This is a genomic window from Nostoc sp. (assembly GCF_036918015.1).
GTDB lineage: Bacteria > Cyanobacteriota > Cyanobacteriia > Cyanobacteriales > Nostocaceae > Nostoc.
Genome location: NZ_JBALEO010000089.1, coordinates 107,705 through 131,733, shown reverse-complemented (window position 1 = coordinate 131,733; position 24,029 = coordinate 107,705). Strand labels below are relative to the sequence as shown.

The window sequence follows — 24,029 nt, the reverse complement described above, 5'->3', positions numbered from 1 at the left end:
AGGTTTCCCAAAAACATGGCAATATTTACTGTCAGTTCGCTTATTTTAAACTGATTGAAATAATTAAAGCCCCCAAATTCTAACTGACTTTGGGAGCTAATAATTTTAAGTTCACCGCGACGCCGTTTTACCTAAGTTTATGACCTGGGTTTATCCAGGTGGGAACCTAAATTCCTCGTTTAAAGTTTCCGGGTACATGCCCGGTATACTGCCACGAGAACAGTTGACTCCCTTGTCATTAAAGGCATAGATCAAAAAACTTGATGGCAGTCACCAACGTCGTAGTGCAACTCACTCATTATAGCTTTTCAAAAGATGTTGTGTGTTCAATATCGAAACTTTCCGATCTATTTACCTGGGATACCAGATAGATTCTATGGTGCGGGCGATGTTATTGGCGTATGCACCTGCCGATTCTCTATTCTGATTATCCAGCAAAACGGTGATATGTCCCAACTTCCGCCCAGGACGTGATTCTGTCTTTCCATACCAGTGAACGTGCGCCTGGGGAATTGCTGCTATTTGTTGACGCTGGCTTTGGTAGTCGCTGTGAGAATTTTCATACCCCAGTAGGTTGACCATTACAGCACCAGCACACTGCAAAGCCGGATTCCCTAAAGGTAAACCACAAACGGCTCGAAGATGCTGCTCAAACTGAGAAGTTTCGCAAGCGTCTAGAGAAAAATGCCCAGAATTGTGGGTACGGGGTGCGATTTCATTTACCAAAACTTTGCCATCAGCACTGAGAAATAGCTCAATTCCAAAAATTCCCACTACTTCTAGGCTATTTAATAGAGTATGTGCGATCGCTTGGATTTCTGCTACTTGATTGGGTGTAATTTCGGCTGGCGCAATCACCCGCCGACACACTTGTTGTTCTTGTTGAGTTTCCACTACTGGATAAGTGACAATTTCTCCCTCCACAGAACGAGCTGCAATTATTGCTAGTTCTCTTTCAAAGGGGACAAATTCTTCTAACAAGAAAAGTGATTGATTGAAAGTCTTTGTTGTGCTTTCATCACTTAACTTTTGTTCTAAAGTAGCAAAATCCTGAATTATGAAAGTCCCTTGACCATCATAACCATGACGGCGGGATTTCAAAACTACTGGAAAACCTAGATATTCTATTTTTGATTTGAGATTTTCCACCTCGTCAAGGGCGAGAAATTGAGGAACTGGTAATCCCAAGTCGCGTAAATAGCAACGCTGATGATATTTATCTAAAAGAGGGGCTAAAGCTTCTAATCTGGGGCGGAAACAAACGCCTTGCTGTGCTAAAAAAGATAAAGCTTGCAGGTTAACAAATTCGTTTTCAAAGGTGATGACATCGCATTTTTTAGCTAATATCTCTGTAGCACTAGCGTCATCTACCGGAGCAAAAACGATTTCCTCACCAATTGACACGGCCGGGTCGTGTTCACTAGGAGTTTGTACTACTAATTCTACACCTAGCTTTTGTGCTGCATCCGCCATCATCCAGGCTAGTTGTCCGCCACCAATTACACCAACACGTTTCATTGACATCCTAGAGAATCACGAGTTTGCACGCCTGTTTTGGAATTCACACCACTGGCTTTTTCGCACAGTTCTTTGATTTGCGCTCTATCCAAAATTGCATCTGTAAAATCTGCACCGTCTATATTTACATCATTAAATATGGCGCGGAGCAAAAGAGCTTCTTTGAAAACTGCATCGCTCAAATCTGCCTTAGTCAAGTTTACCTGATCGACCATTGCATTCGTTAAATCCGCTCCGTGGAGATTTGCTTTTGTCATCACCGAAGCGCTCATGACTGCTCCCCGTAAGTCAGCGTTTGAAAAGTTAGCCAGTTCCATATTGGCGTTAGAAAACTCCGCAGCTTGCAAGCTTTCACCAGAAAAATCGCGTCTTGACAACTCTGCATTGCTAAATGACAGTGGATGAGTCCAGTCTACTGCCACTGCTGGATCGGCCACACACCAGATAATAATTCCAAGAAGGAGTGCTAGTGTTTGCCGCCAAAATATATTGAGAGCCAATTTGGTGTATAATCGCCGCATTTAATTACCGCATTTGAATATTAGCAAGACTGGATTGTACTAATTGAGACTCGCAGCCTTGCTACTGGACTTGGAAAACGTGTATTTCCGTTGCTTAATATTTTGTAACCCAAAAAGAGCATAAGCTTCTTACTTTAGCAAAATTATCCCTGCTACTTGAGGTAGAGAGTGGCAATCGGCGATCGCACTCAAGTTATATATCAGAACAATAATTATTAAATACAATAGCGATCGCAATGACTGAGTATAAATTATTTCTCACATCAAGCAAGCTTTAGCAAAATAGAGACGGGGAATATAATCTATCGCTCTTGATAAAGATAAAACTTGAAATTCCTAACTCTCAAGGAATAATTTAGCTGAATCAAGCAATGTTTACTATGGCCTATGCTTGTTGACTTATTTACAATTCTTCATTTGTAGATTTAAATTTTCAAGATATAAAAAGTTTTTTTGAGCAGTAATACTTACCGAGTTATTTACAATTCTTGACTTCCCATTTTTCAAGTAAAGTTTGTTGTCTTTTAAATTCAACAGCCCCGATCAACTGTTAGTCTTTTAATTAATGAAAGCAAGGTTTGAGCGTAATTATATGCGTCTCAATTGCTTAACAAAGCTTAAAGATCGATAATTAGCGTTAACTTTATAGCGATTAGTTTAGTTCTTCAGGAATCTCCAAGAGTTTACATTCACCAAGCACAAAACTTCCACAAACCGAACTCTGAAACCCGATGATGAATCATTACTCACTTCAATGGATTGAGGCATGGTGCCAAGAAAATGGCTGGACAGATTTATTTGTTGAGCGACGTAACAACTTCTGGGCTTTCCCTCCGGGTGGGGTAATGCCGGAGCCAATTCCAGTTCATGTTCTCAGATTGATTAAAGCCGAAAAAGGACTGACTTTTGAAGAGCGATTGTGGTCAATGTCCGCAGTAACAGGCACAATCTTAGCTGTTCTTTTTACCTTTTGGTTTCAGTCGCCGATGCCATTAGTTTTAGCTTTCGCTTTTAATGCTGTTACGGTGGCTCAATTTGAACTTGAAGATGCCTAAATTTTTATGTTGGGCTTTGCTATTAAAAACTGCTCTTGTCTACTTTCAGCAAGAGCAGTTTTTAATTTACAGCAAATTGGAATCAAACCTGCCACAGATAAAAGTACCAAAACCAATACTGGGCTTTGTTTTCCGATTCATTTTTGTAGCTGGCTTGATCGAAAATTGCTGTAATGATTTGTATAGCAGCCTTCTAGTACAGTTCGGCGTAAATAAGCCACCCATTTGAAACGTCTAAAACCCTCTTGTAACAGTAATTACGAATTACGAATTACAAGAGAGCGGTACTAACCTTCCTTCCAAGTACATAGATAAAATAGTTATCTGTCATCTTCACTTCAGCTTGAAAACCCGCTTGCTTTAGCTTATCTTGAAGTTCATCAGGCTGATAGAAAATCTTGACAATTTGAAATTCTTGCCCATCATTTAACTTGCGGGTTTTATAGAAATTTCCATCATCCTCAAGAATATGATTATTAGCTGTAGATGTAGGTTCAAAGCGAGAGTCAATGATAAATATTTGTCCGCCAATGTGAACTGATTGATTAACTTTAGTCAAAAATGAATCAAGTAAGTTTGGCGGCACATGAGAGAGCCAAAAGGCAAAGAATACCAAGTCATATTCAATGTCAGGTTGCCACGTAAATAAATCAAATATGTGATATTCAACACTCCGTGAACCTAATTTATAGCGATTAATTGCAATTACTTCTTCGCTGGCATCGATCGCAGTAATTTTCTTACCGATACCTAAAAGCTCCTGTGTCCAGATACCTGTTCCACTTGCTAACTCTAAAATATCATCTACTGCTCCAATTTGGTATAATGCATCTTTGACAATAGCTACTTCGTCAAACCAGCGCTGGTTGTTTTCTTGGCCGCGATCATAGCGTCCTATTCTATAAAACCACTCATCATATTCATTTGCTCTAGCGCTATAGTACTGAATTTGTTGTTGAAGAATTTTATCTGTCATCATACTAATTCGTAATTCGTAATTTGTAGGGGTATATTGCAATACAAACACTCAATTGCTTGAATACCAGTCATTTCATCAATACACACCGTTCGTTCTCCAAGGACATCACGTTCTATCGCAGTTATGTATAAACCCCGTCATTTTGAAACCTAGAGTTTTTGAAGAGAGTATATTATTCTGTCGTGGCTTGATTTTTAAGCTTTAGCCTCATTACAAAAAACTACGGTTTTCATAGTAGACGCGGTTTAGATCAGTAATATTGCGAAATTTCCGCCGCTTTGTACTAGTCTATTAGGACATAACAATTAGAAATAACTAACATCCATCTAAGAGTAGCTAGCAGGTAAAGCTACCTTCGCGTGTTTGTTAACGTAGTCCACAAATAATTGCTTCAATCGGGGACTAACGCCAGCGTGTTCAAAGAATCCAAAGCCGAGATTTCTGGCTTTTGCTAAGGTTTCCTCTGGCGTTAATCCTTCCTGGATAGCGATACTCAACAGCGCAATTCCAGTCGATCGCATCCCGGCGGCACAATGCACAACTGCTGGTTTCGGGATTTGTTCGAGTGTCGTGAGGATTTTGGTAATCACCTCTTCATTCAAATTTTTGAGATCCACCTTGAGTGGAACATTTTGATAATACAGCCCCAATGCTTCCGCTACTTTTTGCTCATCCTTAGAAAATCCTAGTTCATCAGGCGATCGCAAATTGAGAACAGACTTAAAACCCTCTTGAATAGCTTGCTCAAGCTGTTTTGGTATGACTTGTCCTGTTGTTGTCAAGTTTTCGTTAATTTGTATGGCGTTGATCACATTCACTCCTTCTAACTTTCTAGATGTCTTCCAGCTTGCTAAATCAATACGGTTCAGTTAAGGGCTACTGGCAAAAATTTTGGGTTTTCGAGACGCGATAAATCGCCGTCTCTACAAGTGTTTTGCTCTTATCTGAACTGTATTCCTTGCTAAATACTCTAAAGGAACAAGCTTTGAGAAGATATTCAAAATAAACACAACAAAATTAGCCAAATATCACAAGATATTGCTTGATTACTTCAAAATTTGTCTTTTGAAGTTGGTTATTTTATTGCTTTATCCATAATATACGGTTTATCGATAGTATTAGTGGTGATTAGAGCTTGTTATACTTTTCATCGATAAAATTACCGTAGATTATATTTCAGGAGTTATACTATTGGGCAAGTTGGGGGAGCAATTGGAGCGAGATTTTCGTGAACAAGTGTATAAATAGAACAATTCTTCTTTTTAAACTGGGCAAATGACTCAGAACTAAAGTTTTCATTCATACTGCCTTCCTCCTGCCTCCTGCCCCCTGCCCCCTGCCCCCTGCCTCTATGAGCGCTAACGAAATATCTCTTCGACCTGCCCAAGAAACAGATGCGTGGGTGCTGAGTGCAATTCATATTGCTGCTATCAAAGCTCTGCCTGCAACTTTTTACACCCAAAAAGAACTTTTAGCTTGGCGCAATTACCGCGACAAACCTGATGGTTCAAATATCTTGAAGAGTATGAAAACCGAATCTTTCTGGGTGGCGATGGAGGGAGATGCTGTTATAGGTTTTGCTAGTTTTATTGTTGATGAACTCATCGGGTTGTATGTCCATCCTAAATATCAAGGTAAAGGGATTGGCCGTGCTTTAGTTCAACATTTTTGTGACGAAGCAACTGAACAAGGCATAGATAAGGTAATTACAACTGCTAGCCTTTATGCTGAAGGGTTTTATTTACGACTAGGATTTACTGCCATCCAAAAAGCACCTCATTATTTAAGAAATGGGATAGTTGTTCCAGTTACTAAAATGAGTAAAACATTAGCTACCACACCAAAATCAATTTGAGAAGGTAAATATTTTCAATAACTTTAAAAATGTTGGCATAAATACTATTTTACCCAAATTACGACCACTTTTTCTACATAATCTATGATGAAAGTAAGTACTTGCCAGCATAAATGCATAAAACTATCCGTTCATCAACTCTCACCCGTACACGTTTGATAGAAGCCGCCTTGCAGGTATTTGCTAGTTTAGGTGTTCAAGGAGCAACTACCCGTGAAATAGCTCGTGTTGCTGGTGTGAATGAGGTGACTTTATTTCGCCACTTTGCTAGCAAAGAACAACTTCTGGGAGCAGTAATGAAAAATGCCTTAGCACTCCAGACAGAAGCCCTTGCACACCCGGAAGCGTGGACACAGGATCTCAAAATTGATTTAAAACAGTATGCCCATCTTTACAATACTATGCTAGAGACACAGGAGGACTTAATTCGTACCTTCATTGGAGAAGCCAAACGTCATCCAGAGGCAGCTAAACAAGTGATTCAAGAAGCTGCCAAGCCCTTAGCGGAAAAACTAGTGGCTTACCTGCAATCGAGTCAGAAACGAGGCACTGTCAGAGCAGACTTCGATCCATTTCCGGCTGTCGATATGTTTACAGGAATGCTGTTAGCTGGAATGCTATGCCGCAGTGCAAAATTCAATTCCAGCAACTATAGCTGTGAGGACTATATCGAAACCTGTGTAGATATTTTTGTGCGCGGTATCAGTACCACTCCCCTTTAAGGTTGATACAAATAGGCAGCAAGGGAGCAGGCTTGCCGTGACTTGTGCCGAGCGGACTTGTACTGAGCGTAGTCGAAGTAGCCGAGGTAGCGTAGCCGAACGAGAGAAAGGGGAAAGAGTTAGAGACAAATTATTGTTTCTGAATGTTGAATTCTTCTTTAAGTTCAACCGATATAAATACCAGCTTATTTATATATATAAAGATATATGAGAATCTTAAAAGGTAAGGTTGTCAGTGGTTTAGGAAACTTTTCTTACTGGATTGAGAAACTCCAAGAATATTACTGGAGAAAAACCGGAATGAAATTCTTTCCTGGAACTTTAAATATTCAGTTAGATCAACCTTATCATCTTCCGAAAAATGTTATGCGTCTGGAAAAGGAAGAATATGGAGGGACTGTTTCTGTGAGCATTGTTCCCTGTAAGATATTTGACCGAGATGCTTTTATCTTAAGAACAGACAAAAATAATACTGAAAGTGGAGATCATCCAAAAACAATTATTGAGATAGCTTGCGATGTGAAACTTCGGGAGCTATATAACCTTAAAGATAATGATTTGATTGAAGTTGAGATTCACGATGTCAGATTTATCTGAATTAAACAATCTGCTTGGAGATGAAGCGTTAATCCATTACGCGAGTGGTCGTGAGCAAGACCGATTATCAAAAGGTGCAGGTTTGCTGGAATTAGCCCGGAGCCAAGAACTTATTAGCCGCTACCTACCGCCTCCTCCCGCAGTGATTTTCGATGTTGGCGGTGGCGCTGGCGTTTATTCTTTTTGGCTTGCTCAACAAGGCTATGAAGTCCACCTCATTGATGCAGTTCCTTTGCACATAGACCAAGCCCGATATTTGTCTCAAGCTCAACCGGAATATCCTCTAGCTAGTTTGGCAGTTGGAGATGCTCGGCAACTGAATCGGGCTGATAATAGCGTTGATGCTGTTCTGTTACTTGGGCCTTTGTATCATCTGACTGAGCGCACAGATCGGATTATTGCTTTGCGTGAAGCTCATCGGATCTTGAAAACTGGAGGTTTTGTATTCGTTGCAGGAGTTTCTCGCTTTGCTTCAACCTTAGATGGATTATTTCGGGGACATTTAGACGATCCAGAGTTTGTAGAGATTGTTAAACAGGATTTGATTGATGGTCAACACCGCAACCCAAACAACCATCCTCGCTACTTTACAAAAACCTTCTTTCATCATCCAGAAGAACTTAGAGCAGAGGTTGAAGAAGTGGGTTTACATTCTGAAAAGATTTTAGCGATTGAGGGGCCAGGCTGGTTATTACAAAACTTTCAGGAACACTGGAATGATGTAGGTCGCCGCGATCGCCTTTTAGAAGCAATTCGTTGGTTAGAAACCGAACCCTCTATATTGGGAACGAGCGCTCACATCATGGCTGTTGCCCGGAAATAGGCGGTAAAGTAGAGCGATCGCCACTAACTAAAAGCGCTTGTTGTTTTGCCAATACTTGTTTGCGTAATAAGAGTAATTGTCTATCTTTAATGCCTTCGGTGATTAATCCCTCAACAGTTTTCATCAGATAATCAGCGCAGGAACCCAATTTTCCTGATGCGGTGGCAATGCTATTAACAGTAGTTGTGAATGGTAACTGATGAGCGTATCTGGGATGTTGGCGATTAGCAACAAAAGCGATCGCTGGGAATTCCTGCGTACCGTCAAATACCTTCACCCACCGAGCAATGTAGACACCAGCTAACATCTCCCGTCGCCAAATCAGCAGTAATTCGGATGGGACATCAGCAGCAGCAATCCGATAAATAACGCCACGACAGCTACCACCCCGATCGAGTCCTAACAGTAATCCGGGATTATCTGGAGTACCGCGACCGAGGATCATCCACGTACAGAAGCGCCGATGCCAACCATAAACGATCCCAGCACGGCGCTCGACGTATGCGATCAGGGGATTCCAAATCAGCGAACCGTAGGCAAATATCCAGATATCAGAATTTGGTGGCTGCTGTTGTAGTGTTTTTTCGAGCGATCGCTGTAACTCATCTTCGCTGAGGGTAGTTAGCTTGATTCCAGAGTGTGATGCTTCTAATAGTCTCGTCTGTATGTTTCCGGCTTCGAGGTCGCTACGACTGAGTGACATAATAATGTAGATTATTTTTTCTGTAAATCTTCAGTAATTTCACTCTAACTTTAAGATAATTTAATTCTCAACGAACAGCTTTCAATGTATCGTAAAGTAGCTTGTAGCGGTTAAATCCTGCTTCATACAAAGGATTTGGCTGCGGTTGTACTACATTATTATCCTCCGGTAAAATCTTGAGTGCAGCTGCTAAATTCGGATAAACACCAATCCCCACCATTGCCAAAATAGCAGCTCCGTAAGCAGCTCCTTCTTCAGCTTTGGGAGCAATGAGTTTTGTTTGCAAAACATCTGCCAAAATTTGTAACCAGATGTGAGAACGCGCGCCTCCACCCGTTGCTAAGAGTTGATCGAGGGGAGCGATCGCACTAATTACCTCCAATGCCTCCCGCAAGCTAAATGCAACCCCCTCCAGCACAGCACGAGTTATATCTGCCTGGGTATGAGCTAATGACAAATTCACGAAAGCACCACGAGTATCTGGATCGAGGTGGGGACTGCGTTCTCCGGCGAGGTGGGGTAGAAATAGAACACCACGCGTCCCAGGCTGCGATCGCTCTGCCATATCCATCAAATCGGTGTAGGATATATGCGGTGCAAATGTATCTCGATACCAACGCAGAGAACCACCTGCTGCTAACGTCACCCCCAGCAGATGATAGCCACCATCCACATGGCAGAACAAATGTACCCGACCTTCGGGATCGGGAATTGGGCGATCGCATGGTGCGAAGATAACTCCCGATGTGCCAATACTCAAACTACCCCGGCTCAGGTTGCTTGATGAGATGCCCAAACCGATGGCGGCTGCGGCATTATCACCTCCACCTGCGACCACAGGTAATCCTACAGGTAATCCCACACGGGCGGCTATTTCTGATTTTAGCCGTCCAGCGATCGCGGTAGATTCGATAACTGGAGGGAACAACGCTGGATTGATATCGAGAGCTTGAAGAATATCTGTATCCCATTGCCGATTCGCCAGATTCAGACAACCAACACCAGAGGCATCAGATGGTTCTGTGACTGCTTCACCAGTTAGCACATATCCTAGATAATCTTTTGGTAAAAGAATCTGCCATAACCGAGTGTATGCTTGTGGTTCTTCAGTCCGCAACCATAGAAGCTTCGGCAGTTGAAACCCTGTAATTGCCGGATTTCCAGTCCGCTGGATCAACTCATGGCGGGGAATAGCAGTTTCAATCTCAGCAACAGCTTTACCTGTGCGCTGGTCGTTCCACAAAATTGCCGGTCTAATTGCTTTGCCCTCCGCGTCGAGAGGAACCATACCATGCATTTGTCCAGACAAACCGAGGGCGAGTGGTCGATGTCCGTTTAGCTGTTGAGTAACATCAAAAAGAGCATCCAAACTTGCTTCAACCCAATCCGATGAGTTCTGTTCCGTCCAACCGGGTTGTGGAGTTAACAGGGGATAGCTTCTGGTTGACTGAGCGATAATTTGCCCTTGCAGATTAACTGCGATCGCTCTTACTCCTCCTGTACCCAAGTCTAAGCCAACTACGATGTCAGTCAATTACCCCTCCAAATTATTAAGAATAGAAGCCGGAAATTAAACTTAGCTTTAATCTCTCTTTAAGTTTTCTGTCAGAATCGGGCTAGTGGTCTGTCTCATTTATTTTGAGGGGGTTGAGAAACGAACCGCATACTCCTCCGGGGAGGCAAGTAAAGTGCGCGTTACCCGGATTTCTCACGCATAAGGGGGAAGAGGAGTGTGGGGAGTGTGGGGAGTGTGGGGAGTGTGGGGGGTAAGACTTCTTCCCCATCCTCCCACACCTCCCACACCTCCCACACCGCTTGGATTTCTCACTTGTGAGAAATCCAGGGTTAGCGTCTCCCCTTCTCCCCAAGGGAGAGGCTAGCGCCAAGGAGAAGGACGCAATTTAAAGTAAAAAACCGAACGAAATAAATTTTTGATTTTATGCTCTATTCTTGGGCAAAAGCTCAATAATAGAAATCATACCAATCTCATTGCAATCACAGGTATTCGCAACAATTCTTCAATAAAAGGTTAAAAATATGACGGCTAAAGCAACTTATCAGTTTGCAGATAAGACGATCCTAATTACTGGCGGTGCAGGAGATATTGGCAAGGCAACTGCACACCGTTTTGCTGCTAATGGTGCAGGAATAGCCTTGCTAGATTTGAATGAACCGAAGATGGCAGATGTGGCTGGGGAATTAAAAGAGTACAACGTTCCAGTTAGCACATTTCGCTGTGATGTTACATCTAGTGATGATGTTGCCAAAGCTTTTACTGGTGCTGTAAAGCAGTTTGGGCGGATCGATTATGTATTTAATAATGCAGGTTATCAAGGAGTGTTTGCCAAGACTGACGAATATCCTGAAGACGACTTTCAAAAGGTCATTAACATTAACGTTGTCGGCGTTTTCCACATTCTCAAGGCGGCTGCACAACAATTACGCGATGCCGGTGGAGGTGCGATCGTTAATATGGCAAGTTATGCAGGGGTAGTTGGGCCACCAAATATGTTGGCTTACGCCGCTTCAAAGTTTGCTGTCATTGGAATTACTCAGACGGCAGCGAAAGACTTGGCTCCTTACGGCATTCGGGTAAATGCACTCTCCCCTGCGCTTATCGGCCCTGGTTTTATGTGGACGCGGCAAACCGAATTACAAGCAGCAGTAGGTTCCCAGTACTTTGATGCCGATCCCAAGGTAGTTGAGCAACAGATGATCGATTCAGTGCCAATGCGACGTTTAGGAAGCCTGGAAGAGGTGGCAAATGGAGTAGCGTTTTTGATGAGCGAAGAGGCAAGCTACATTACTGGCTTTAACTTGGAAGTTACTGGGGGATAATAGAATTTTAAAGATAATTGAGCAAAGATTATCTCTTTGGGCATATAGTCTAAATAATTTAATTATACCTTTGATAGGTACATAGTTTTTGCAGGTAGTATATGGGACAACCTTTTTTAGAGCGGCGCGATGCCAGCAAGGCTGGCTTGCCTCTTAGGGCACGCAAATTAGACTTGGCTGCTCATGCTGCTTGGCTCTATTACATCGCCGGCAATACGCAAGAAGAAATTGCCGCCAAGCTCAATGTGTCCCGGCAAGCTGCACAACGCTTAGTGGCACTGGCAGTCAGTGAAAAATTGATTAAATTTCGACTCGATCATCCCCTGAGTGAATGCATTGCTCTAGCTGAGTCGTTACGCGATCGCTTTGCTCTGTCACTTTCTGAAGTAGTACCAACTGACGCAGGTAGTGGTGATACATTATACGGAATTGGTGTATGTGCTGCCACCCACCTAGAGGCTTACCTGATGGCTAAAACCCCGACCATACTAGCTTTGTCATCAGGTCGTACATTGCGAACAATGGTAGAGCAGATCCCCTCAATGAACCAACCCCAGCATAAGATTGTGTCAATTATTGGGAATATGTCCCACTCAGGGCGTGCAGGTCGTCACGAAGTGGTTATGCATTTATCCGATCGCGTCGGTTCCCAAGCTTACCCAGTGCCGACTCCCGTTGTTGCGACTAGCATTGAAGAACGAGAACTTTTGCAGACTCAGCGATCGTTTATCGCCGTCAAAACTCTTGCAGAGCAAGCTAAAGCAACCTTTGTTGGAATTAGTCACATTGCCTGGAATGCTCCATTACATCAAGACGGCTTCATCAATGACGATGAGGTGGCTGAATTGATTGAACTGGGAGCAGTCGGAGAAATTGCAGGTTGGGCTTACAGCGATCGCGGAGTATTGCTGCAACAGGGGACAAACAGTCGGGTTGCCAGTGTAGCCCTGGAACAACCAGCTCATCGACTAATTATTGGTGTGGCGGGCGGTGTGAGAAAGGCGGAGGCGATTTTGGCTGCTCTGCATGGCAAGTTAATTACAGGACTGATTACCGATGAAGCTGCTGCTCAAATGATTCTTTCTAAGATTTAGTAAATACTAGGTGAGATAATACAAATTAATTGGTGCGATCGCTCAATACGGTTTGGTTAAGGGAAGAGACGCGATAAATCGCCGTCTCTACAAACGACTGATTATTGTAAAGATGGCAATTTATCGCGTCTTTGCGATTAGCGGCGTGTCATCAAAAAACCTTATCCGAACCACCGTATTGGGCGATCGCTTATCGATTTACACTTATTTTCTAGAGCGATGTCTCCGATGGGCTACGCCTACGCTAGCTTTCGGCTCAATGATATACCAAAATGAATGTGTGAATTACTAAAATGAGTAAGCAGACTGGGGTTTGAGAAAGTAAAAGCTGCTTTTGCTTGGGGAAAACACCAAAATGAGGAAGTAAAAGCTGCTTTTGTTTGTGGAAAACACTAAAATGCGAGATTAAAAGCTGCTTTTGCTTGTGGAAAACACTAAAATGCGAAATGAAAAGCTGCTTTTGAAGAAGTAAAAGCTGCTTTTGCTTGTGGAAAACACTAAAATGCGAAATGAAAAGCTGCTTTTGAGAAAGTAAAAGCTTATATTGAATAAGTAATCAGGCATTTTTACTTATTCAATATGAATTTTAGTGTAGGCGATACCTTTACTACGGAACGCTAACGCGCTTTTCAGTTTTATTACTCTACGCTTTGTCTCCCCTCCCGAAGAGCGGGGAGGGTTTGGGGGTGGGGTGTTAGGGACTTTTGCAAGAGGTCTAATGTTCTTGTCCCGTTGGTCGGATGAGGATTTCGTTGACATTAACGCGTGGTGGTTGCGTAAGAGCGTAAACGATCGCAGCTGCAACGTCTTCGCTTTGCAGAGGTTCTATTGACTTGCGTTGTTCTTGAATCTGTTCTTTGGCAACGGGATCGGTAATTTGCTTGTCAATTTCCGTATCCACCAAACCAGGTTCAATAATGGTGACGCGGATGTTGTCCTTGTGGACTTCTTGGCGCAATGCTTCCGAGAGGGCATTAACACCCCATTTGGTAGCATTGTAAACACCAATGCCCGCCCGCGCTGTCCGGCCAGCCACAGAGGAGATATTGACTATATGCCCCGATTTTTGCGCCTTCAACAGAGGTAAAACAGCATGAGTCGCATATAGCAGCCCTAATACGTTGAGGTCAAACGATCGCCGCCAGTCTGAGCTATTTCCAGCTTCAATAGTTCCGAATAAGGCAATCCCGGCATTATTCACAAGGATATCAACCCTTCCCAATTCTGCATTTGCTTTTGCCACCAAGTTATTTACCTGGGTTTCATCAGTCACATCAGTGACAATAGGCAAGGCCTTGCCACCACTGGCTTCGATGCGTTCTGCTAATGCCTGAATGCGATCGCCACGCCTAGCAGCAAGTACTACTGTTGCACCAACTGAAGCTAAGGCGATCGCAGTTGCTTCTCCAATTCCCGCTGAAGCCCCAGTGATAATTGCCACTTTTCCTTCTAATTTACCCGTCATTTATCTAACTCCTTAGTAATTGATAATTGAATATTGAGCATTAATTATTCCTTCCCTGCTCCCCCTGCTCCTCTGCCCCCCTGCTCCCCTGCCCCCCTGCTCCCCTGCCCGATCCTCAAAACAGATGCAACAGCCGCCCCACACAGTATTAGGGCTGCAAAACGAAAAGTTCCTTGGAACCCCGCAACGATCGCATCAGGAGGGGCAACAGAGACATCTGCACCCCCAGACATACTAGCAATTAAGGCTCCAAATACTGCCCCGATTACAGAAACTCCTACGGTGTTACCTGATGTACGTGACAAAGACAGCAGCCCAGAAGCAATCCCTAGCCGCTCTCTCGGTACCGATCCCATAACAGTGCTGTTGTTGGGCGATTGGAATAAACCCAGTCCAATACCGTAAATAAAATAGCGCGATACATAGCCTAGCTCTGTAATTTGAGCGTCAAAGGTGCTAATCCCCAGACAGCCGCCAATCATCAACCCCAGCCCAATTGAACTGATCAATCGAGCGCCAAAGCGGTCTGAAAGTATTCCAGCCAAGGGAGCAATTAACCCACTAAGTACAGGCGATACTGCTAGTAACAGCCCTACTTTTACCGTCGGATATTGCTTGACCCTCTCTAGAAAGAAAGGGACGATGAGTAGCGAACCGCCAATAACAATGAATGCTAACCAGCCACTTAGCAAACCCATACTCAACTGAAGATTGCGAAACAGCTTTAGCTCTAGTAGTGGCTGCTTTAGAATCGCTTCAACTACCAAAAAAGTAGTGAAACTGACGGTAGCGATCGCTAGTAATATCAATGCATTGTTACTACCAAAGCCCTGACTTTGCCCTAACGTCATACCTAAACCAAAACTACCCAGAGTCAATAAAGCCAATATGGCTCCCAAAAAGTCAAATTTCTGTTTGCCTTCAATGCGTGTAGAAGGTGGTACTACGCGAGCTATTAAGAAACTAGCGATAATCCCCAAGGGTACATTGATGAAGAATATACTATGCCAGCCCGACCAGCTTAAAAGCAATCCGCCAGCCGAAGGGCCAAAAGCAATTCCCAGTGACACGACACTACCGATAACGCCAACAGCCCGACCTCGCTCGGAAGAGGGAAAAACTTCTGTGATGATTGCCAAACCAAGCCCAGAGATGAACACAGCACCTAATCCTTGAAGTGCCCGAAAGCCGATTAACCACTCAATACCCGGTGCAAAACCACACAATAGCGAACTGAAAGTGAACAGAACAAGTCCCCCCTGGTATAAGGACTTCTTACCCCACATATCCCCCAAGCGGGTTGCTCCCAAAACTAAACCAGAACTGACCAACTGGTAACTCAATACAGCCCATTGGGTCGTAGGGAAAGTAGTGCCAAAGGCTTGCACTAATGTGGGCAAAGCAACATTAATGATGCCCACATCCAGGGTAGACATGAATACCCCAAGTCCCACACCGAGTAAGACCCAATTTTTTTGAGAGCCTGATAAAGCCAGAGGTTCTGCTTGGAATTGTGCCAACGTTTAGCCTCCACCTTTGACTTTACGGTTGTGAATAGTTTGCATACGTATATTCATTGTAGGGTGCTATTCTCGCTACTAAGTTCGGGAAACTAAGTTTAACGTGAGTTTTTGCAGAAGTAGGGAAAAGGTCTGAAATTTTCCCTTACCCTTTAACCTTTTCCCTTTAACCTTTCCCCAACACAGCTATCTACTTCCCAATCGGCAAGATTGGCTTTTCCACTTGTCATATATTTGGTAAAGTACTTAAGTACTCTTAACTCTGCACTCCTTCGGCTGTATCAACAATAAAAATCAACAAAATACGGTAATTTGATGGAGTTACTGTATTTGAGACTAGTTAGCAAACTATCATAGACAACTCTCAGAAGCAAGCTCTAAAGAAAATGGAGAATAGGGAATGGGAAATGTCAATTATTAAAGTCACATCTGCAACTGCAAATAAGTACCTTTTTGTATAAGCAATGACTCAAAAAGCTGCCTTATCTCGATTTGCTTTCGGATTTATTGCAGGCTTTGTGTCTGTTTTGCTATTTCATCAAGGTGTATTGGCTCTGCTACACGCAGTAAATTTTACACCTCGCGCCCCTTATTCAACTGCACCAACACCACCATTAGGAATCCCACAAATTTGGTCAAATGCTTTCTGGGGAGGCATTTGGGGACTAATTTTGGGAGCAATTGTACCTCGTTTTCGACATGATAAAAACTATTGGTTAGGAGCTTTAGTCTTTGGTGCAATTGCTCCGACGCTAGTGGCTTGGTTTGTGGTTGCACCGCTCAAGGGTCAACCCATTGCTGGTGGCTGGAAATTTGTGGGAATAGTGACAGGTTTATTAGTTAATGGTGCTTGGGGTCTGGGAACCGCCGGGTTGCTGAAATTATTCTCTAGGAGGCAATTGTTTAACAGCTAGAGTTTTAGGCGCTTCTAAGTAGGTGGTTCATGTTTAGTATCATCCAAACTAATTTTCAGCATCAAGTTGAAAATGTGTATATTATTATTTGAGAATAATCGGTCAAAAAATAGCGATCGCATTATTCGCGTTAGACCAATTCTGTATAAAGATGTGTAGAAATAACCCCACTACCTAGTTCGGGAAGGTTGGGAGGGTCTAAATGATATGCAGCTTCACAGAGAATTGGCATTACTTAGTAAATCAAAGATCAAAAGAATTTATTACAATGGATAATTTTGGGATTTACACACTTGCTAATGACGTGGTATTTGACCAACTAGTAGCTTTGCTAAATAGCATTGAGGTGAATGTTAGTCCAGATATTCCGATTTGTATTATTCCCTATGATGACCGCTTAAAACGAGTTAAGCAGGAGATACATTCTCGACCGAATGTCACCCTGTTTGACGATAAAAGTTCGATCAAAAAATGGGAGGATTTTGCCGTTCAAGTTTGGAACGCTTATCCAAGAAATAGCCGAAAAAATAAACCTTCTATCGAATGGAATAAAAAAAATAATTTAATCCGAAAAATGTGTGCTTTTGATGGGGAGTTTGAAAGATTTGTATTTTATGATGCTGATAGTTTGGCAATGAATAAGTTGGACAAGGTTTTAGAAAAACTAGACCAATACGACTTTGTGTTTGATGACTGGGAACACACAAAACAAACTTCAGTTGCAGCTTTCGACTTGCCGAAGTTAGAGCAAAAAATGTCTTTGCCTGAATCTGAAATCAGACGAGAAATTCACTGTTCTAGTTTTTTTGGTTCAAAAAAGGGTATTTTAGGCGTTGAAGAATTAAAAATACTCAAAAAGCGATTGATAGAAGATAAAGAAGTCGAATTGATTAACGAAATCGCTTGGTGGTGTGATGCAGATTTATTTAGTTACATGACTTTTAGAATTGCTCGACCACTATTTAACTTTACACTCAGTCCCAATGGTGAAGATAGAACTGGTAACTGTGCTAATGCAAATCCATTTGTGAACATTGATAATGTTCTTTACAACCAACAAGGGTTGAAACCAATTCATCGCCTTCACTATATGGGCTATTCTGCTATTGGATTTACCCGCTTGTGTAAAGGTGAAGATGTTGATATCCGTTACAAAAATGAATTTTTGCACTATCGCTTTCTGAAGCAACCAGAGCAAAAACCGAAGCGATTAAAGCCACCCACCATAGCGGCTAGAAGCAATCGATTTATCAAAAAACTTTTGAATAAAATTAATCAAACTATCTCTTACACTTAGCTTTTGCCCAGCCTTGCTCATTAAGCGTTTAGTTAGTGAGCAATGTCCACTCTCATCTTGCAAAAATGCCTAAAGTTAGTGTTTCCATTCCCACGTTTAATCGAGTTAATTTACTGCCTTTCGCAATTGACAGTGTACTCAATCAGTCTGAGCAAGACTTTGAGCTAATTATTTGTGATGACGGTTCTAGCGATCGCACACCCGAATTGATGTCACAATATACAGACAATCGGATTAAATATATCCGTCATCAGCAAAATATTGGTAAAAGTAATAATATGCGCTCTGGCTTTGATGCTGCCACTGGTGAATATTTTATCAAATTTGATGATGACGACCGACTAACACCCGATTTTCTCGCAAGTACAGCAGCTATTCTTGCTGAAGACTCTAGCATTGATTTTGTTGGTACAGACCATTGGATAATTGATATTAACAATATCCGGGATGAGGCAAAAACTCAAGAAAATTCTCATCGCTGGGGTAGGAAGAATTTACCCGCAGGTGTTGTAAATAATTTGTTGGAAGTCGTATTTATTCAGCAAAGTTTTCAAGTTGGGGCGACATTATTTCGCCGTAAAACCTTGCAAGAATTAGGATATATGCAGCCCAATCTGCAAAATTGTGAGGATAATGATTTATTTGTGCGTCTAGCTTTGGCTGGAAAAAAGGGCTATTACTTACCAGAATTATTGATGGAATATCGCTACCATGCAGAGCAGCAAGGTATTAATCGAGCCATTCCTTATTTATTTGATAAAATTCAGTATTTAGAAAATTATAAGTTTGAGTCTGAAAAATTAGAAAAGGTCAGGAAAAATCGTTTAACTGAAACGCAATTATTATTAGGTTTGCGTTTAATTGAAAAGGGTGAAACACAACAAGGTAGAGAGCTAGTTTTAGCAGGACAGTCTTTTTCGACTGCTAAAGCTTGGACTGGTTTAGGTTTATCGTTGTTACCAGTTGGGTTGCGAGGTAAGGCGTTTAATGCACTGCGACAAATGCAGGGTTAGACATTGAGATATTGTGCAACTTACTTTTCACGTCATCTAAAAAAGCTGTGTAGGTTGGGTTGAGGAACGAAACCCAACATTAAGCGTTAATTGTTGGGTTTCACTTCGTTCAACCCAACCTACGATTATCTGAGATTTAGTTAAATTTTAAATAAACAAGATGCGTGACCAGCTATCAACAATATCTACCATTTTATCGCCACTGATACCTTTAATCTGTTTTTTTCCACTGGCAATTTTTACTCTTGCTAATACGTCTTTCAAAGATTCAAAGTTTTTCTTTTTTCGTTCTTTTTCTATATTTTCAGCAACCTGAACAGCTTTTTTATCAGTAAAGCCAGCAGTTCTTAATCTGAAAGTAAGTTCTAACAAACTTAGACTATTAAATGCATCTAATGGTGTAATCTGTTTGGGTATCTGACTTTCAATCAACTTGAGAGTCTCATATAGTTTCTGCCTTTCTTGCCTCTCTTGTGCCAGTTCTGACCTTAAATTATTAATTTGCTTTTCCAACAAATTAAAATCATTATTTTTTGAAATTGATTCTGAATCCTTTGTTTTAATTGGATTTTCAACTCCTAGTTTATCATCAGAACCCAATTCTCTGAATGCAGCTACTTGCTTAAATATTTTATCCTCATTCTTAGGGGAAATTACAAAAGCATTTACCATTTCGCATTGACGAGGATTTTTTTCTCTTGCTCTGACAGCAGCATAATATTCAAAGTATCCATCAACTACTGCATAAGTTTCTAAACCTGTAGTTTTCAAAATTAATGGTCTGATAATTCCCCCGCTTTCTATAATCATATCAGCGAGGTTATTTAAAGCATCATTTGGAAAATTGGATGGAGGCACATCACAAGTAATATTTTTGACATCAACAGTATAAAATTTCATGATTAATTAACTCCTATTTCTTCTAAAACTTCTTTGGCTAACATCTCAAATTCCATAGCAGATTGTTGAGCATTAGTTTTTGATTCTGCATATTTTATAACTGATTTTGGGTCTGGGTATTCTAAATCTCCAACTGTTATAGTATTATTCATACATTCTGACAGAGAGGTTCTATCATAAATAACTGCTTCCATTAAAGGTAATTCATAGCGCTCAGATATAACACTTCTTTGTTTTGGAAAAGTGTACTGCAAAAATTTAGGGTTAGTTGAGATTTTAGAGGCAAGAACCCCTATTATCTTAATTGGCAGCTTGCCCATAAGTTCTCTAAATTCATTAATTTGCTTCAGAAAATTTTTAACTGTTGGTAAACCTTGGTTTGCAAATGGTTTTAAATCTGAAGGAATTATCAAATAATCAGAAGCAATCAGGGCAACTTCTGCATAATAATCTCTTGATGGAGGAGTATCAATAATTACAACATCATAATTGTTTTCTACATTTTTGAGTTTGAGAATAAGTCTACTTTTGCTAACTCCTATTCTAGTTAGAGTATCTTGCTTATCAATCAAGTTAATGTGTGATGGAACAACATCTATTTCTGGATTATTAAAAAAATGAGACTGACGCATAATTTCTGGAATAAAATTGAAATCTGACGATTCTAATAAACAAGATACATTTTGTTCGCGTAAATCATCATCTTCATCAAATTGAAATTTGATTAATCCTGTAGCAAAAGTAGTATTTGCCTGGGAATCTATATCAATTAACAGTACTTTTTTACCTTTTTTACTCAATGCTGCTGCAAGATTGACTGCAACAGTAGTCTTTCCAACGCCGCCTTTATTATGGTAGATTGCAATCGTTTTCATTGAATGTTGCCTCTTAGTTTCCAAATTTAAATTATTTTCAGTTATTTGAATTTCTGCTTTATCTACTAACTGTCTTTCTTTCAGGCTATCTCTACCAATTAAACCTTTAATATTCTCTAAATTAGTTTCAACTTCCTTCCCAGAACACTGAAATACTAGTTGAATATCGTATTGTAATTTTTGATAAATTCTGATTTCTTTGCCATTAGTCAACAATCCATACCTGACATTCAAACTGGTTAAATAATGCCTGAGTCGGGGAACATGATTATTTAAGTTTTGTCTGGGATGCTTTGCCTCCATGACAACACTCAGCGGTGAGTTGGCATCTAAGACAAAGGGAATCACTTGTGCAGCAAATGCTAAAAAATCTAAGCGGATGCTACCAATGGCAACCTCTTGATGCCAGGTGTCAGGAGTATAACCTAGCTGTGGTAGCAAATATTGCACTATGAGTTTGCTTTCAACTTCGCTTTCGTTACGGCACATCTCAGGATTAAAAGGCAATATTTTTCTACCTCTAAATAATTATTGGACTTGGGACAAAACCTGATATTTGCTAGATTATGGCATAGCCTTAATTATGTTGAGTGATAAAAATCACTTATAAAATCTAAAAAATCATCACAAAATTAGTACTTATGCTGATAAAGTAACCAATTTTGAGAGCTAGCCATATTCAAAATTAACAGGCTACGTATGTATTTCCCCATTATCCCTGTAAATGGCTAGAATCAAAGTGTTTACCTATTTGCACTAAAGCTTTTGGCTACTGTATCTTGTCCCCACTGCCATCAACTTGTTGATAGTCAAGCTATTAGTTGTCCTTATTGCCGGACTACACTCAAAGCTTACGGTCATCCCGGTATTCCATTGCACCGCGCCGCTGGGGATGGGTATCTGTGCGACACCTGCACCTATCACGCTGATGATACTTGCAATTTTCCTAAACGTCCCTACGCCAAAGACTGTACGCTCTACCAAAATATTGAAGAGACAAAGTTAGAGCTGGAACAGCAGCGTTACACTAACAGTTTTGCAATAAATGTGAAAAGTTGGGTAAAACGCAATCAGGCTTTGCTGTTACTTTTGGGTTTATTATTGGTCTGTTTGTTGTTCGTGATATTAAGGTCTTGATTTGGGTTTAGTGGAGAGCAAGGGAGGCAGGGGAGCAGGTGAGCAAGGGAGCAGGGGAGCAGGGGAGCAGGGGAGCAGGGGAGCAGGGGAGCAGGGGAGCAGGGGAGAGTTGCAGTAAGTTTTCCCTCTGCCCCTCTGCCCCTCTGCCCCTCTGCCCCTCTGCCCCTCTGCCTCTTATACCCAATCCCCACTCCCTAATCTTCAGGCTGTGGTTATTTTGGATGCTTCTGCAATAGGTTCAACTTGTATCAGTGGCGCTTTTTCTTCAAAGGCGGCTAAGTCGAACCAAAAAGTGGTGCCAATGCCGACTTCACTGACTAGATGGACTTTACTACGATGTCTGTCGATGATATTTCTAACAATCGATAAACCTAAACCCGTGCCTTCTAAAGTGTGAACTCGGTTTTCTACGCGAAAGAAACGTTCAAAAATTGAGTGTTGATCTTCTGTAGCGATGCCAATTCCAGTATCGGAAATTTCAATCCGCACTGGTGCAGATTCGGTGTGACTGGGTTTGAAATCTAGTTGGTAGGCGCGGATTGCTACTTTACCACCGGCTTTGGTGAATTTAAGGGCATTACCAATTAGGTTGCCAAACACTTGTACTAACAGATCGTAATTACCTAATACTAGCGGCAAATTAGGGGCAACTTCCTGAACAAGTTCAACACCTTTATCTTTTGCATTGAGTTGGTAAGTACGCAAGGTTTGCTCGATCGCTTGGGCTAAATCTACCCCATCGAAGCTGTAGTTGCGACCAGATTCAAGTTTTGACAAATCCAAAACATCGTTAACTAGGCGGGTGAGGCGATCGGTTTCATGGTTGACTGTTTGCAGAAACTCTTGCCGTTCTTGTAAAGCTAAATCTTCGCCGTAGTCGTGCAGGGTTTCAATATAGGTTTTAATGTTGAATAGAGGCGTTCGCAGTTCGTGAGAAACGTTGCTGATAAATTGACTTTTGGCATCGTTTAGTTCGACCTCACGGGTTATATCTTGAATAGTAATCGCAATACCTTTAATACTTTCTCTTTGCGAGTTGAGTACTGTAGTCAAGAGAATGCGGATCGTCCGTGGGATGGGTTGGTTAATAAAAATTCGGAATTCGGCGCTTTCGCATTCCCCCACTGCCATTTCGTACAAGGGACGGGTGATTTCGATTTGTACTGATGCTGGCAAGTGATGTAAGACATTGCAACCGACTACATTAGCGGCTTCCCAGCCAAAAATTCGCTCTGCTGTGGGGTTGACTAAAATCACCTGCATGTTGTTATCAATCAACACAGCCCCATCTGCGATCGTGGAAACTAGGGTTTCTAGTTTGGCTTTTTCTGCGGTCAGTTCCTCAATATTCTGTTCTTCATAGCGCTCTAATCGCTCTGCCATTTCATTAAAGCTTAAAATTAATTCCCCTAGTTCGCCCCCTAAAGGTAAATTAATGCGCTGCTTAAAATTCCCGGTAGCAATTTGCTTTACGCCCACTAGCAGTTCTTTAATGGGCTTGGTGATGGTCAAGGCGTTAATCACTCCTGCCAAAATCACCATTACCCAAATTGTGATAAAAACGGCAATGGTGACATCGCGAGTAAAATTGGTGGAGATAATAGCGGTCTGATTGGGGTTGATCCCGATCGCTAATACACCTAAGTATCTTTTATTGACAATCAGGGGAATAAATACATCGGTAACTATCCCATCTGGGGTTGTGTGTTGCCGCACCATCGGCTTTTCCCCATCACCAGGGTAATCTTCTGGCAGTTGTATCCGCCGTTTAATGGTAAGGGAGTTTTCTACCTCAGCTTCCCAAAAGGGAATGCCAAAAAAGATTTCCCCGTTTTCATCGGCGTAGAGCATATAACGCACGCTAGAGGTGCTGCTATAAAAGCGTTGGGAAAATTGGGCAACCTCTGTGAGATTATTGTCCGCGACTAAGGGGGCAACGTTGGCAGCAAGTAGCAGCCCCAAATCACGACCAAAGCGGGTGTCATTCATCCGCGCATCCTGCTGAATTGTATTCACAGCCCAGAAGGTCAAACCACTCATCACCAACGAAACTACCATTGTGGCTACAGCCAGCAGTTTAGTCTGGAGAGTGAACTCCGACCACCAACTTGCGATCGCATCTCGAATTGTTTTTAACAGACTTAGCATCTTAAATAAAGTTGTTAGTAGTCTTTGTTATAAAGCCCAACAACTTAAAAATTAA

At 41.8% G+C, this 24,029-nt stretch carries 22 protein-coding genes and 1 other RNA gene; 11 read left to right on the top strand and 12 right to left on the bottom strand.

From position 1 onward, the window contains the following. Positions 1 to 107 precede the first annotated feature (107 nt). From ssrS to V7K61_RS27360, 3 genes are all read right to left on the bottom strand, one after another. Positions 108 to 291, bottom strand: a non-coding RNA gene (ssrS, locus tag V7K61_RS27370) — 6S RNA. A gap of 60 nt (positions 292 to 351) precedes the next feature. Further along, positions 352 to 1,518 (bottom strand): 5-(carboxyamino)imidazole ribonucleotide synthase, encoded by a 1,167-nt coding sequence (locus V7K61_RS27365; RefSeq protein ID WP_335058319.1) that lies wholly within the window; start codon positions 1,516 to 1,518, stop codon positions 352 to 354. Further along, positions 1,515 to 2,039: a pentapeptide repeat-containing protein gene (locus tag V7K61_RS27360; RefSeq protein ID WP_335058317.1), complete on the bottom strand. Its 525-nt coding sequence runs from the start codon at positions 2,037 to 2,039 to the stop codon at positions 1,515 to 1,517. The genes V7K61_RS27365 and V7K61_RS27360 overlap by 4 nt, the downstream gene beginning before the upstream one ends. Positions 2,040 to 2,770: 731 nt before the next feature. On the opposite strand from V7K61_RS27360, the gene V7K61_RS27355 reads away from it, so the two are divergent. Continuing rightward, positions 2,771 to 3,094, top strand: a complete 324-nt coding sequence (locus V7K61_RS27355) for a hypothetical protein (protein WP_334824349.1) — start codon at positions 2,771 to 2,773, stop codon at positions 3,092 to 3,094. A gap of 271 nt (positions 3,095 to 3,365) precedes the next feature. Here the strand turns inward: V7K61_RS27355 and V7K61_RS27350 are convergent, their stop codons facing one another. Continuing rightward, positions 3,366 to 4,073 (bottom strand): class I SAM-dependent DNA methyltransferase, encoded by a 708-nt coding sequence (locus V7K61_RS27350; protein ID WP_335058315.1) that lies wholly within the window; start codon positions 4,071 to 4,073, stop codon positions 3,366 to 3,368. Positions 4,074 to 4,399: 326 nt separating this feature from the next. After that, positions 4,400 to 4,885: a beta-lactamase hydrolase domain-containing protein gene (locus tag V7K61_RS27345; RefSeq protein WP_335058313.1), complete on the bottom strand. Its 486-nt coding sequence runs from the start codon at positions 4,883 to 4,885 to the stop codon at positions 4,400 to 4,402. A gap of 539 nt (positions 4,886 to 5,424) precedes the next feature. Here V7K61_RS27345 and V7K61_RS27340 point away from each other — a divergent pair. From V7K61_RS27340 to V7K61_RS27325, 4 genes are all read left to right on the top strand, one after another. After that, on the top strand, positions 5,425 to 5,928 hold the full coding sequence (locus V7K61_RS27340; protein ID WP_335058311.1) for a GNAT family N-acetyltransferase: 504 nt from the start codon (positions 5,425 to 5,427) through the stop codon (positions 5,926 to 5,928). A gap of 113 nt (positions 5,929 to 6,041) precedes the next feature. Beyond that, complete coding sequence (locus V7K61_RS27335; RefSeq protein WP_335058309.1) at positions 6,042 to 6,650, top strand: TetR/AcrR family transcriptional regulator; 609 nt, start codon at positions 6,042 to 6,044, stop codon at positions 6,648 to 6,650. Between the two features lie 207 nt (positions 6,651 to 6,857). After that, positions 6,858 to 7,247 (top strand): DUF120 domain-containing protein, encoded by a 390-nt coding sequence (locus tag V7K61_RS27330; RefSeq protein WP_335058307.1) that lies wholly within the window; start codon positions 6,858 to 6,860, stop codon positions 7,245 to 7,247. Then, entirely contained in the window at positions 7,231 to 8,070 is an 840-nt protein-coding gene (locus V7K61_RS27325; RefSeq protein WP_335058305.1) for a class I SAM-dependent methyltransferase, read from the top strand. The genes V7K61_RS27330 and V7K61_RS27325 overlap by 17 nt, the downstream gene beginning before the upstream one ends. Here the strand turns inward: V7K61_RS27325 and V7K61_RS27320 are convergent. After that, complete coding sequence (locus V7K61_RS27320) at positions 8,048 to 8,773, bottom strand: gamma-glutamylcyclotransferase (protein WP_335058303.1); 726 nt, start codon at positions 8,771 to 8,773, stop codon at positions 8,048 to 8,050. The two genes, V7K61_RS27325 and V7K61_RS27320, sit on opposite strands and share 23 nt — an antisense overlap. A gap of 67 nt (positions 8,774 to 8,840) precedes the next feature. Beyond that, positions 8,841 to 10,307 (bottom strand): xylulokinase, encoded by a 1,467-nt coding sequence (gene xylB, locus V7K61_RS27315; protein ID WP_335058300.1) that lies wholly within the window; start codon positions 10,305 to 10,307, stop codon positions 8,841 to 8,843. Between the two features lie 503 nt (positions 10,308 to 10,810). Between xylB and V7K61_RS27310 the strand changes: the two genes are divergently transcribed. After that, positions 10,811 to 11,611, top strand: a complete 801-nt coding sequence (locus V7K61_RS27310) for an SDR family NAD(P)-dependent oxidoreductase (RefSeq protein WP_335058298.1) — start codon at positions 10,811 to 10,813, stop codon at positions 11,609 to 11,611. A 101-nt stretch (positions 11,612 to 11,712) separates the two neighbouring features. After that, a complete protein-coding gene (locus tag V7K61_RS27305; protein ID WP_335058295.1) occupies positions 11,713 to 12,705 on the top strand; it encodes a sugar-binding transcriptional regulator in 993 nt (330 codons plus the stop codon). A gap of 715 nt (positions 12,706 to 13,420) precedes the next feature. Here V7K61_RS27305 and V7K61_RS27300 read toward each other — a convergent pair. Both V7K61_RS27300 and V7K61_RS27295 read right to left on the bottom strand, forming a co-directional pair. Continuing rightward, the gene (locus tag V7K61_RS27300) at positions 13,421 to 14,170 is read right to left on the bottom strand and encodes an SDR family NAD(P)-dependent oxidoreductase (protein WP_335058293.1); all 750 of its coding nucleotides are present in this window, start codon (positions 14,168 to 14,170) and stop codon (positions 13,421 to 13,423) included. A 44-nt stretch (positions 14,171 to 14,214) separates the two neighbouring features. After that, entirely contained in the window at positions 14,215 to 15,690 is a 1,476-nt protein-coding gene (locus V7K61_RS27295; protein WP_335058291.1) for an MFS transporter, read from the bottom strand. A 464-nt stretch (positions 15,691 to 16,154) separates the two neighbouring features. Between V7K61_RS27295 and V7K61_RS27290 the strand changes: the two genes are divergently transcribed. The 3 genes from V7K61_RS27290 to V7K61_RS27280 all read left to right on the top strand — a co-directional run bounded on the left by V7K61_RS27290 (position 16,155) and on the right by V7K61_RS27280 (position 18,914). Further along, entirely contained in the window at positions 16,155 to 16,604 is a 450-nt protein-coding gene (locus V7K61_RS27290) for a hypothetical protein (protein ID WP_335058289.1), read from the top strand. A gap of 268 nt (positions 16,605 to 16,872) precedes the next feature. Continuing rightward, positions 16,873 to 17,901 carry an Npun_R2821/Npun_R2822 family protein gene (locus V7K61_RS27285; RefSeq protein ID WP_292784344.1) on the top strand — a complete coding sequence of 343 codons (1,029 nt, stop codon included), beginning with the start codon at positions 16,873 to 16,875 and terminating at the stop codon, positions 17,899 to 17,901. A 65-nt stretch (positions 17,902 to 17,966) separates the two neighbouring features. Further along, positions 17,967 to 18,914, top strand: a complete 948-nt coding sequence (locus V7K61_RS27280; protein ID WP_335058287.1) for a glycosyltransferase family 2 protein — start codon at positions 17,967 to 17,969, stop codon at positions 18,912 to 18,914. 147 nt (positions 18,915 to 19,061) lie between these two features. On the opposite strand, the gene V7K61_RS27275 is transcribed toward V7K61_RS27280, so the two are convergent. Both V7K61_RS27275 and V7K61_RS27270 read right to left on the bottom strand, forming a co-directional pair. Next, on the bottom strand, positions 19,062 to 19,814 hold the full coding sequence (locus V7K61_RS27275; protein WP_335058285.1) for a chromosome partitioning protein ParB: 753 nt from the start codon (positions 19,812 to 19,814) through the stop codon (positions 19,062 to 19,064). A gap of 2 nt (positions 19,815 to 19,816) precedes the next feature. Beyond that, positions 19,817 to 21,196: an AAA family ATPase gene (locus V7K61_RS27270; protein ID WP_335058283.1), complete on the bottom strand. Its 1,380-nt coding sequence runs from the start codon at positions 21,194 to 21,196 to the stop codon at positions 19,817 to 19,819. 258 nt (positions 21,197 to 21,454) lie between these two features. Here V7K61_RS27270 and V7K61_RS27265 point away from each other — a divergent pair, with 258 nt between their 5' ends. Then, positions 21,455 to 21,826, top strand: coding sequence for a zinc ribbon domain-containing protein (locus tag V7K61_RS27265; protein WP_099100140.1), 372 nt, complete (start codon positions 21,455 to 21,457; stop codon positions 21,824 to 21,826). A gap of 201 nt (positions 21,827 to 22,027) precedes the next feature. Here V7K61_RS27265 and nblS read toward each other — a convergent pair whose 3' ends face one another. After that, complete coding sequence (nblS, locus tag V7K61_RS27260) at positions 22,028 to 23,974, bottom strand: two-component system sensor histidine kinase NblS (protein WP_335058281.1); 1,947 nt, start codon at positions 23,972 to 23,974, stop codon at positions 22,028 to 22,030. Positions 23,975 to 24,029 lie beyond the last annotated feature (55 nt).

Coding starts and splice junctions, on each gene's coding strand:
- V7K61_RS27365 (WP_335058319.1), bottom strand. CDS start 1,518: ATGAAACGTGTTGGTGTAATTGGTGGCGGACAACTAGCCTGGATGATG.
- V7K61_RS27360 (WP_335058317.1), bottom strand. CDS start 2,039: ATGCGGCGATTATACACCAAATTGGCTCTCAATATATTTTGGCGGCAA.
- V7K61_RS27355 (WP_334824349.1), top strand. CDS start 2,771: ATGATGAATCATTACTCACTTCAATGGATTGAGGCATGGTGCCAAGAA.
- V7K61_RS27350 (WP_335058315.1), bottom strand. CDS start 4,073: ATGATGACAGATAAAATTCTTCAACAACAAATTCAGTACTATAGCGCT.
- V7K61_RS27340 (WP_335058311.1), top strand. CDS start 5,425: ATGAGCGCTAACGAAATATCTCTTCGACCTGCCCAAGAAACAGATGCG.
- V7K61_RS27335 (WP_335058309.1), top strand. CDS start 6,042: ATGCATAAAACTATCCGTTCATCAACTCTCACCCGTACACGTTTGATA.
- V7K61_RS27330 (WP_335058307.1), top strand. CDS start 6,858: ATGAGAATCTTAAAAGGTAAGGTTGTCAGTGGTTTAGGAAACTTTTCT.
- V7K61_RS27325 (WP_335058305.1), top strand. CDS start 7,231: ATGTCAGATTTATCTGAATTAAACAATCTGCTTGGAGATGAAGCGTTA.
- V7K61_RS27320 (WP_335058303.1), bottom strand. CDS start 8,773: ATGTCACTCAGTCGTAGCGACCTCGAAGCCGGAAACATACAGACGAGA.
- V7K61_RS27310 (WP_335058298.1), top strand. CDS start 10,811: ATGACGGCTAAAGCAACTTATCAGTTTGCAGATAAGACGATCCTAATT.
- V7K61_RS27305 (WP_335058295.1), top strand. CDS start 11,713: ATGGGACAACCTTTTTTAGAGCGGCGCGATGCCAGCAAGGCTGGCTTG.
- V7K61_RS27300 (WP_335058293.1), bottom strand. CDS start 14,170: ATGACGGGTAAATTAGAAGGAAAAGTGGCAATTATCACTGGGGCTTCA.
- V7K61_RS27290 (WP_335058289.1), top strand. CDS start 16,155: ATGACTCAAAAAGCTGCCTTATCTCGATTTGCTTTCGGATTTATTGCA.
- V7K61_RS27285 (WP_292784344.1), top strand. CDS start 16,873: ATGGATAATTTTGGGATTTACACACTTGCTAATGACGTGGTATTTGAC.
- V7K61_RS27280 (WP_335058287.1), top strand. CDS start 17,967: ATGCCTAAAGTTAGTGTTTCCATTCCCACGTTTAATCGAGTTAATTTA.
- V7K61_RS27275 (WP_335058285.1), bottom strand. CDS start 19,814: ATGAAATTTTATACTGTTGATGTCAAAAATATTACTTGTGATGTGCCT.
- nblS (WP_335058281.1), bottom strand. CDS start 23,974: ATGCTAAGTCTGTTAAAAACAATTCGAGATGCGATCGCAAGTTGGTGG.